This window comes from Acinetobacter terrae, from assembly GCF_002135195.1.
GTDB lineage: Bacteria > Pseudomonadota > Gammaproteobacteria > Pseudomonadales > Moraxellaceae > Acinetobacter > Acinetobacter terrae.
In genome coordinates this window covers 123902-133045 of record NZ_NEGF01000011.1, presented here as the reverse complement: position 1 = coordinate 133045, position 9144 = coordinate 123902, and the positions used below count along the sequence as shown (strand labels likewise).

Annotated in this window: 10 protein-coding genes; 4 read left to right on the top strand and 6 right to left on the bottom strand. The window is 35.4% G+C overall.

Annotation, left to right across the window (positions count from 1 at the left end):
• The first annotated feature begins 1056 nt into the window (after nt 1–1056).
• The gene (gene tehB, locus B9T23_RS12515; RefSeq protein ID WP_086194328.1) at nt 1057–1920 is read left to right on the top strand and encodes an SAM-dependent methyltransferase TehB; all 864 of its coding nucleotides are present in this window, start codon (nt 1057–1059) and stop codon (nt 1918–1920) included.
• Nucleotides 1921–2387: 467 nt separating this feature from the next.
• On the opposite strand, the gene B9T23_RS12510 is transcribed toward tehB, so the two are convergent.
• The 5 genes from B9T23_RS12510 to B9T23_RS17020 form a co-directional block, all read right to left on the bottom strand.
• Nucleotides 2388–2621: a hypothetical protein gene (locus tag B9T23_RS12510; protein ID WP_086194327.1), complete on the bottom strand. Its 234-nt coding sequence runs from the start codon at nt 2619–2621 to the stop codon at nt 2388–2390.
• Nucleotides 2622–3002: 381 nt separating this feature from the next.
• Nucleotides 3003–3236, bottom strand: coding sequence for a hypothetical protein (locus tag B9T23_RS12505; protein WP_067726291.1), 234 nt, complete (start codon nt 3234–3236; stop codon nt 3003–3005).
• A gap of 1616 nt (nt 3237–4852) precedes the next feature.
• Entirely contained in the window at nt 4853–5119 is a 267-nt protein-coding gene (locus B9T23_RS12500) for a hypothetical protein (protein ID WP_067726295.1), read from the bottom strand.
• Between the two features lie 128 nt (nt 5120–5247).
• Complete coding sequence (locus tag B9T23_RS17175) at nt 5248–5373, bottom strand: hypothetical protein (protein WP_265733413.1); 126 nt, start codon at nt 5371–5373, stop codon at nt 5248–5250.
• A gap of 257 nt (nt 5374–5630) precedes the next feature.
• Nucleotides 5631–5972 carry a hypothetical protein gene (locus B9T23_RS17020; protein WP_228145928.1) on the bottom strand — a complete coding sequence of 114 codons (342 nt, stop codon included), beginning with the start codon at nt 5970–5972 and terminating at the stop codon, nt 5631–5633.
• Here B9T23_RS17020 and B9T23_RS17015 point away from each other — a divergent pair.
• Nucleotides 5962–6237: a hypothetical protein gene (locus tag B9T23_RS17015; RefSeq protein ID WP_228145927.1), complete on the top strand. Its 276-nt coding sequence runs from the start codon at nt 5962–5964 to the stop codon at nt 6235–6237. The genes B9T23_RS17020 and B9T23_RS17015 overlap by 11 nt on opposite strands.
• 763 nt (nt 6238–7000) lie before the next feature.
• Here the strand turns inward: B9T23_RS17015 and B9T23_RS12485 are convergent.
• Nucleotides 7001–7483 (bottom strand): VOC family protein, encoded by a 483-nt coding sequence (locus B9T23_RS12485; protein WP_213033042.1) that lies wholly within the window; start codon nt 7481–7483, stop codon nt 7001–7003.
• Between the two features lie 962 nt (nt 7484–8445).
• On the opposite strand from B9T23_RS12485, the gene B9T23_RS12480 reads away from it, so the two are divergent.
• On the top strand, nt 8446–8691 hold the full coding sequence (locus tag B9T23_RS12480; protein WP_067726303.1) for a hypothetical protein: 246 nt from the start codon (nt 8446–8448) through the stop codon (nt 8689–8691).
• A gap of 190 nt (nt 8692–8881) precedes the next feature.
• Nucleotides 8882–9082 carry a hypothetical protein gene (locus B9T23_RS12475; RefSeq protein WP_067726305.1) on the top strand — a complete coding sequence of 67 codons (201 nt, stop codon included), beginning with the start codon at nt 8882–8884 and terminating at the stop codon, nt 9080–9082.
• The last annotated feature ends 62 nt before the right edge of the window (nt 9083–9144 follow it).

Below are 9144 nucleotides of genomic sequence, written 5' to 3'. Positions count from 1 at the left end.
CCTGCCGCCAGCGTTCAATCTGAGCCATGATCAAACTCTTCAGTTAAAAATCATTAGTAGCTTATGGCTACAAATCTTGGCTCATCAATTTTCTGACTTTAATTTCTCAAATAAACTTCGAGTAATTTCTACCATCAATCAATGAAAATAATTTCGATCGATCAACCGGTAAAAATCCACACAAGTTGTTCTTCATAATCTCTTAATGATCTGTCTTGCTCTTCGTCAGAGACAAGAAGCAACAAGATAATCTCAACAACTCAACGCTTCGCGTTTCGTTCGTTTCAACATATCTCGTTGGTATGCCGCGTATTCTATACAGTTTCTGAAGGGGCGCAACCCCTTATTTCACATATTCAGCATGAGTGTTTATTTTTTCAGCTAATTTGCCAAAAAAATCGTATTTTCACCCATTTTTTAATCATACTTATAAGAACTTCTACTTAAATGGAGTTTTTAAACTGATTTTTATTACAGATTTAACCTCTAATATTATTGTGTATACAACTTTACTCCCTTAAATAATCTTTATTTCGATTTTGCTCAGTTTGAAGAAAAGGATCTCCACACTGAATTTCTATAGGAGACTGTAATAAGTAATGGACTATTCCATATTTTCTTCAGGTTATTTAGTTCACTCCAAATAGCTAAAAAATAAAAAAAGTCCAAGCTCCCATTTTATCTAATTACCAGCTTGGTCTACATCTACTCCTTCATTTCCAAGTACCCTCTCCTATATGCTTTTCTAAGACTCCCTTCTTTTTCAGTAATGAAAGCTAATAGCATTCAATGACAATTTAACAATCAAGCTTATTTATTATTTCTAAAAGTCGATTTTGTGGATTCATCTTCATTCTATATGTGGATCTTCCTTGAACTCATTAAAATTACATTGAGTAAAAAGTAGTCTTAAAAGTTAATATCTAAAATAATATGATGAAAACAATTAAAGTAGTATTTGATGTAATTACTTTTCTCATTCTCTGCATCATTCAGAAAGCTGTTGATTTTGCAGTTAGACAAATATTAACAGCCATATAAATACTCGAGGATTTTATGCAAAATCTTATTTGCTATAAGCAACTCCCCCTTTGGGCGCAGGATTCAATCCCTCAAGCTTTTCAAAGACCACACAATACAAAAGCAGGAACATGGGCCAAACTGACCATATTAAAAGGCGAATTAAATTTTGCGATGTTGAGTGAATCAGAGGAAATACTGTCGGAACATATTTTTTCTGTTAGCCAGCAGCCTCCTTTCATTGAACCTCAGGCATGGCACAGGATAGTTTCCGCCAGTCAAGACATAGAATCTCAGCTGAGTTTTTACTGTGAGCCTGAAGATTATTTTTCAAAGAAATATCAGATAACACCCACTCATTCAGAAATTTTAGCGGCAATGACTTACCTTCATGCAGGGAATGCACTGGATGTAGGCTGTGGATCTGGACGAAACTCTCTATTCTTAAGTCAACATGGTTTTGATGTAGATGCTTGGGATATTAATAGAGATAGCATTCAGAAATTAAATGAAATTATACAGTCCGAACAAATCAGTAATATTCATCCCCTGATTCGTGATTTGAATCAAAATACCAATATTAATGACCATTATGATTTTATCTGCTGCACTGTGGTGATGATGTTTCTAGAATCAGAAACCATTCCTCAGCTGATTGAGCAAATGCAACATGCAACCAAACCACAAGGCTTTAACCTGATTGTTTGTGCGATGGATACCGATGATTATCCAGTCCAGTCTGATTTTCCATTTGCATTTAAACCGGGTGAGTTAAGTGCTTATTATCAGGACTGGACTCTTGTAAAATACAACGAAAATATCGGAGAGCTTCATCGTGTTGATGAAAATGGAAATCGTATCAAGCAGCGTTTCGCCACATTGTTAGCGCAAAAAATTTAATAAGAGTACATCTTGAAATTAAAAAGCCCTCAATCTTAAAAATTTAGGGCTTTTTAATTATCCCGAAAAATGAACTCAACTTTATCAACTAACGCCCTCCTGATATCCTGGAAAACAAAAAAAAGAAAAAACATTAACCGCCTTAAACGCTGAGGTTTTATTTCCTGAACATGTACCGCATATTTAATAAAACAATAAATTTACAGATCAAAAAACTAACCGAAGGTGGCTTTATTAAATCTTTAGGTTAATTGGCCATTTGTCCCAGACCATATATAACAAGTATAAGCATTAAAGTTGAAGACGAAGTGACAAACATTTCTATTGTACTCATGGCCTCATTCCCTGCTTCTCATTGTTCTTTTTTTATACAATCAAATAAAAGTATAATCAATAATCAATTGCAACAGGATGTAAATATTACGAGAATTATTAAGTATTAAAAACCCCTACTAAGAAAGACTAAATTATTTCTTTTTCCACTCAAAGGAAGGCCCATCATTTGGAGCAACCCCAATTTCACAGCCTAGAAATTTCATATCTACGATGCCTGTATCCATGGGAGTCGTTGTAATAAAATGACTACGTTCCTCAAGTAATGTTTTATAGCTATCAGGACTTATTAATAGATAATTAGGTACTTTATAGTTTTGATCTATGTAATCGAAAAATGCCTGTTTTACTTGTTCTGATAATTTCATTTTACACCTCCACAAATAACCTAGAATAAGATACAGAAAACGATCAGGTTGGTGGTTTTTCAGAGCCACCTTGTTCACTTAATTGTTATACGGTCAGAATACAGGCGTCTCTTTCAAACTCAACAGCTGATTTGTTCGTCCTAATTAAGCTATAAACCAGAGTTTTGATTCATCAAGACTCTTACTTTTATATTCAGTCTAAGCAATGGGGTATTTCAAATACGATTAAATAAAGAGTTCATCATCAGCTGTGTATATTGCATAGATCTTTCTTGAAATTTAGAAAATATTTATTAAATACTTGTTTATGTTTTCATTTGTAGTATTTACTCAGCTATCCAAGGTGGGACTGGATAAAAAACTCAAATTCATCCTTTTAACTTACGCATATTCCTCTCTTAATACTTTAAAAACTATCCCAGTTCGAGGATGAGTAAATGTATCGTCGTCGCTTAAATCAATGACTTTGTCTGTAAGCGCAATTTTAGGCAAGGGTATCCATGTTTCGTCGTTGCTTGCTCCATCTCGAACTCTTTCATAGATCCGCTCTACGCTAATTTCTGTGCCACAATTACTTTTAGCACTTACTTCTTTTAATTTATGAAGTTTAGGCATTTTTATGTCTCTGTTATTTTTCCTAGACATTATAAAAAGGCATTCTGTAAAAATTGTAATTTTTATAATTAGATATGTAATAATTTCTTTATAATTAGAAACTTATTTTATATTTTTAGTAGGGTTAAAACTAAATGCTTCTCACCCATTAGATTTATCTTTCTTCACACTTAACGCCCTTTCAAACTCTATTGTTTCAGCATAAAAATCATACTCATCTATCTGAATACAAATTATTGATTTTAGGAAATCAGAAATATTTTTCTCCAGATAAAAAAAATCCATGCTTGGGAAAGCATGGATATAAAACTAAGAACACCTTGGGAGGTGCAGAAACTACAGCTAGTTTCTGTAGATTATTTTGTATACTAATCCAGCAATTTACACTGGCGAAATATACCAAAAATTAAAATAATGTTAATTAAATCATATTATCAGATAAACTAAATTAATCATTTAGAGCAAATAAAAAGCCCGATCAACGACCGAGCTTTCCAATATTTTTACACTCTCCTAAACAGGAGTTAAAGTGTAAAAATTAATCCCCACAAACATTACTAATAAACTGGATAAAATCAAATAAGTATCAACGATATTAAAGCTTTTGATATAATTCCACATATAATAGGAAGGTTAACTCTTGTAATAGTATGTAAAATATACTACACAATTCATCCATAATCAATAAACTACTGATGCGGTAAGAGTTCACTAGCCAAAAGTATATATCTAAATATCCATTTTTTAATCCTATCCGTGTAAAATTATGAACAATAAAAAGCCCGCTTAATCGGGGGAATTAAGCGGACTAATATTTGGTTTACCATCTTTGTTCTTCTTTCTTACTTTCTTTTTGGAGTAACTGAAATATACCATTCAGACGTCGATAACAAAGTATAAAAAATACAGAGCAACCGTTTTCAACCGTTTAGCTTGAGTTGTTTTTTCTTTTCAAGGTGTAATATTTTATAAGCATAAAAAAACCCATCAAAGAACCGAGCCTTCACTATGTTTATTTACTATCACCAAGATTAGATAAAGACAATTCTGCTTCCCTTATCAATAGCTTTATTCGCTCTGATTTTTTTCTCTTAAAATCTGCATAAACATGGACACAAAGTAAGGATAGACATACCATAAATATCCCACTCATAACAATAACCCTTTTCCTTTCCATGGCTTAACCAGTTCCCAATCGTTATTGCAGGTTCCAGTTTTACATTCATTCCATACAAAGTGGCAATGGCAAAAAGTTCACAATTTCTTGTTAAATTCTTAACAAGTATTGGATAGCCCACCTATTTTAAAGGTCGAGCTTCCCCTTATCATTTGCGTTGATTCAGGTTAAGTTGGTATTTAAATCACTAAATAACGCGGCATTAAATAAGCTAAAAACCAATCTACTCTTAATAATAATTTGAGCCAAATATTAAATTTTTTAATATATTTCAATAATTTCATATTAAATTTAAAACTGCCAACGCATTAATGGTTCGCTACTTAAATCAGAGAAAAACTCACCTTTATTCATTTTTTTGTTGGTGTGCTGATTTCTTTCTTTAATTTTTCTAAAAACAGCATATGCCAGATCGCATGCAGCCCTAGTTTTCATTATCTTAATTTAATTGCTTGTATACCCATTCCAAGAAATCAGTTTTATTTCTCAATGGCGGGGATAAATCAATATTGACTATTTTACGACTTCCAAACATAAGAATAATTTTAGAAGGTGAATCAAATTTTAAGCCCGCTTCATGATCTTGATGAATTTCAGTAAAAAAATCTAATAATTGTTCATGATTTTTTTTTACTTTAAATCCTGGTCTCACCACAACAAAATTGTAGATTTGCTCCAAGAGGTGAAAATTAGCATTTTTGTCCATTTTTATTATCTATCTAAGAAACTAATCGAAGTCTAATATGCCCGACTTATTTAAAGCTCTTTGTAGAATAAATGTTAAGCATAAATACTAATTTTTTCATTAAAACCACATTAAATTATGGATTTAATTTATTTATCTTTATCCATTGAGTGGGGTGAAGTAGTTTTATCTTGCTGGGGAGTATCAGTATCTTTTTTCTGACATGCAGTTAAACCCACCAATGCTACTAACCCAACTATGACTAGTAATTTCATTGCTTATCCTTATATTGTTTGAAAAACAATAATATAATAATTAGTCAGTTACAACGTTTAATTTTTACAACACAAATGTAAAAAGCCCATCTTCCGATGAGCTTCTAAATTATAAATTCTATCTATACTTCAATCATTATAATAAGGAATTAACCACAGCTTGCACGGGTAATTTTCTTATTAGCAGGCAAATTAGTTAAATTTAACTCCTGAATTTAAGGGTTTAAACATGCGTGCATACCCTATCGGTCTTTTCACTACTTGACCGGAATCATTAAGTGCTGGTACGGCGTTCCAGACCACATTACGTAAGGAACAGCGGTGTCCGGCTGAGCATTCTTGGGGTACATGTCGTAGAAGCGGGGTTCAGCACCGACGATCATGACATGGGGACCCGTCTTGATCCAGTGGTTGCCTGCAGTGGGCTTCTTGGCATAGGGATCCACGTTGCTGGCATCGGTACCCCCTGCCAGCATATACATGAAGCCGACGTTACCCACCGTAGGCGGTTTATGACTCATCCAGGCATCTGCCCACTCCAGAGCTGCCTTGTCCATACACATCGGGTCAGGACCTGGGGTAGTTGGATTGTCGGGCATACAAGTAAAACCATTAGTGCCTTTGCGCAAGGTACGCATTTTGCCATCAGCACCTATAGCCACGATTGTGGCCGCTGCTCCTACTTTTTTCGGCGCTGCACTCATTGCACTGGCGATAGCATTTTTATCGGCTGCAGGGGAAGCTCCCCCTGAGCTACTTTTACCCGCCATGGGCTGGTCAGCTGCTAAAGCGGCGGGTGCAGACAGCACAACACATCCGGCAATAAGCAACACTTTGGGGAAATTCATGGCACGTTCTCCTTGAATCATAAGTGAAAACACTTGAAATACACTGGATCAGGCTCGATCGCCTTTTAGCGCCATTTTCCCTTAGATGAGAAAACAAATGGTGGTAGAACGGCCTTCCAGGTCAGCCAAATTTATCGCTGATAGTTCTTATGATCAGACTGATATACTTTTCCTGACAGCGATTACCTATCCAGTTTTTTTGTTGCCGCTGTTCGTCTTAACTAGAAAGCTAAAAATAGAATTAAGCCTAGCTATACTTTTTAATCATATTTTATTCTTACTTCAACATGATGTACCACAATGCACAGATTTCATAACAAACAAAAATTATTAGGACATAATAGATTACAAAGCTAAAAAGGCTGTATAGCTAAAGCTTTAGATGATATTTAACTGAATACGCTAACAATTTAATAGTGGAGATAATTCCGCAAAATGGACAGTAAACTTCCTAATTCCAGTTGAGATACACGATACAAAATCATGTACTGGATTAAGCTCAGTTATATACAGGCATAACAAAGCCTTCAAACATTAAATTTAAAGGCTTTTATATTCCGCTGGATTTCTTCAGGTGACGTCAATTAAACTCAAATCACAATCTATTAATTTAAAAACCATGCTGGCGATCCGAAATCTATGAGAGGTGCTAGTTGTAGAACTGGGTGAGCACTTAACTTCATTTAAAGATAGCCGTTAAGTGAAGAGAACCTAACGTTTGAGTTAAGCCGTGCCGCGAAGCAACGTCAATTTAAACGAATTATTAGACCATGCGTATCTCAACCGCGAAATGCTGCCTCAATCGTGGAAATGTCGATTTTTTTCATCGGCATCATCGCATCGAATGCGCGTTTGGCGGCTGCACGGTCAGGACTTGTATATGCTTTCGTTAGGGCGATGGGCGTAATCTGCCAAGAGATACCCCACTTGTCTTTGCACCAGCCGCATTCACTCTCCTGACCGCCATTGCCGACGATCGCATTCCAGTAGCGATCAGTTTCGTCTTGATCTTCGGTTGCAACCTGAAACGAGAAGGCTTCGTTATGCTTGAATGTTGGTCCACCGTTAAGTCCGACGCACGCAACACCCATCACGGTGAACTCGACAGTCAATACGTCTCCTTCCTTCCCCGATGGATAATCCCCAGGGGCTCGGTGTACTGCACCAATTGATGAATCTGGAAATGTCTCGGTGTAAAATCGCGCAGCGCCTTCAGCGTCGTTATCGTACCAAAGGCAGATCGTATTCTTTGCAATATTCATCATTTCACCTCTTCGTTAAGAATAGGTCTACGTTATTTTGCAGGACTGTAACGTGTCTCATATATGGGTTTAACTAAGCGCTAAGACACCTTTTTTATATTTAACTAAAAAATGAAATAAACCTATTCCATAATTGTATTTTTATTAATCTAAACGTATGTGTTAGTGAGGAAAATTATTGGTTTTCGTAGTGTTTAATGGAACTAGGTATTCATCAAAAAATGTTTTACGAAAGAGATCTAATGAAACGAAATATAATCATTCTTATACAAAATCATTAACTTAACTTGGTTGCACAATCCCATCATTAACGGTTTATTCACCACTCTAATTCGAAAATGAATAAGCTAATATCTAAAATTCACCGTACAACCAATTGGTCACATTTCCATAGCCTGATTACAACAATCAAAAAACCGATAAGCCCAATGCTACTTACTCTATCTGACCACTCTCCCAATAATGAGATTGTATTACCCTCCGTAAAAACGGAAAGTTAACTCGTAAATTTAAGTTGATTATGCTGAGATTGAGGTGATATTAAGCTCAGAAAAAGATGATGCATTGAATAGATTTGAGCGATATTGCCTGGAAAGAAAGATAGACTTCGAACGCATCCAACCTAGACAAAATCTGGTTTTACTAAGAGTTGATCGCAGCCATTTTAAATAGCCGGACGTATTACGGTAGATAATACCCTGCTCAATCCTAAATATTGGCGGGGTTTTTCTTATTGGCTGTGATCATGTGGCAATTCTTATTTAGATTTATTTTCGCTTGGTTTTTATGTCATGCATAAACACATGTCCAAGTGGCTGCTGAGTGTAAGTGACTAGATGGATTCTTTGTTGGATAGGTGTTTTAGCTGTACAATAAACCGGCGGACAAGGTCGCTCCTGAAAGGTATTTAACCTGAATGCTTTCCGCGCCCAATTTTGGGTAATTTGCAGAGGTGCAGAGCCGTGATAGATATCATAAGTAAAGAAAAGCTCATCGAAATTTTAAACCAAGAAATTGAAGAACAAAAAGTGACTGGTGCTCAATTATTTGTACCAAATAATGATTTTCCGTTAATTAAAAAGGTTACATTTTATCGTTTAACACAAGAAGGTCAGCTTCAATGGTGGTCTGATCATCAACAAGCTTGGGAGACATGTTACAACCCAAAACAAGTTGTTAAATTGAAACTATTGCCAGAGATGAGTTGAAAAATAGCCACCTTCCGGTGGTTTTTAATAGAAGAGTGAAATGTAAAAGCCGTGTTTCATATCAATCCCCATGCAAATATCACCTGCATTCTAAAAGGCTAGTTACACAAATGATGATTGTTGTCTATTGAATAACTCTATCGAATGTTTGAGGATGATATTCTCTTGGTTAAATAAGTGATGGATCGCCATGAAAGATGAAGAAAAGCCTTTAGATTTCGATGATGATGAAGAGCCTCTAGACCTTGAAGATGAAGAGTTTATCAATGATAAGAAAGAGGATGAGATGTACAACACTATTACTAAAGATGGTTCAAGTGTTGATCCCGCAGATGATGGAACGCGTCATATTCGCCCAGAGGACGGAGATCCCATTGAAATCGAAGAGTAAAGAATAGGCCCAATTCAATATTGGGCTTTTTATTGCCTATTAAAAATAAAAGCAAAATTAAA

Coding starts and splice junctions, on each gene's coding strand:
- tehB (WP_086194328.1), top strand. CDS start 1,057: ATGCAAAATCTTATTTGCTATAAGCAACTCCCCCTTTGGGCGCAGGAT.
- B9T23_RS12510 (WP_086194327.1), bottom strand. CDS start 2,621: ATGAAATTATCAGAACAAGTAAAACAGGCATTTTTCGATTACATAGAT.
- B9T23_RS12505 (WP_067726291.1), bottom strand. CDS start 3,236: ATGCCTAAACTTCATAAATTAAAAGAAGTAAGTGCTAAAAGTAATTGT.
- B9T23_RS12500 (WP_067726295.1), bottom strand. CDS start 5,119: ATGGACAAAAATGCTAATTTTCACCTCTTGGAGCAAATCTACAATTTT.
- B9T23_RS17175 (WP_265733413.1), bottom strand. CDS start 5,373: ATGAAATTACTAGTCATAGTTGGGTTAGTAGCATTGGTGGGTTTAACT.
- B9T23_RS17020 (WP_228145928.1), bottom strand. CDS start 5,972: ATGCCCGACAATCCAACTACCCCAGGTCCTGACCCGATGTGTATGGAC.
- B9T23_RS12485 (WP_213033042.1), bottom strand. CDS start 7,483: ATGAATATTGCAAAGAATACGATCTGCCTTTGGTACGATAACGACGCT.
- B9T23_RS12475 (WP_067726305.1), top strand. CDS start 8,882: ATGAAAGATGAAGAAAAGCCTTTAGATTTCGATGATGATGAAGAGCCT.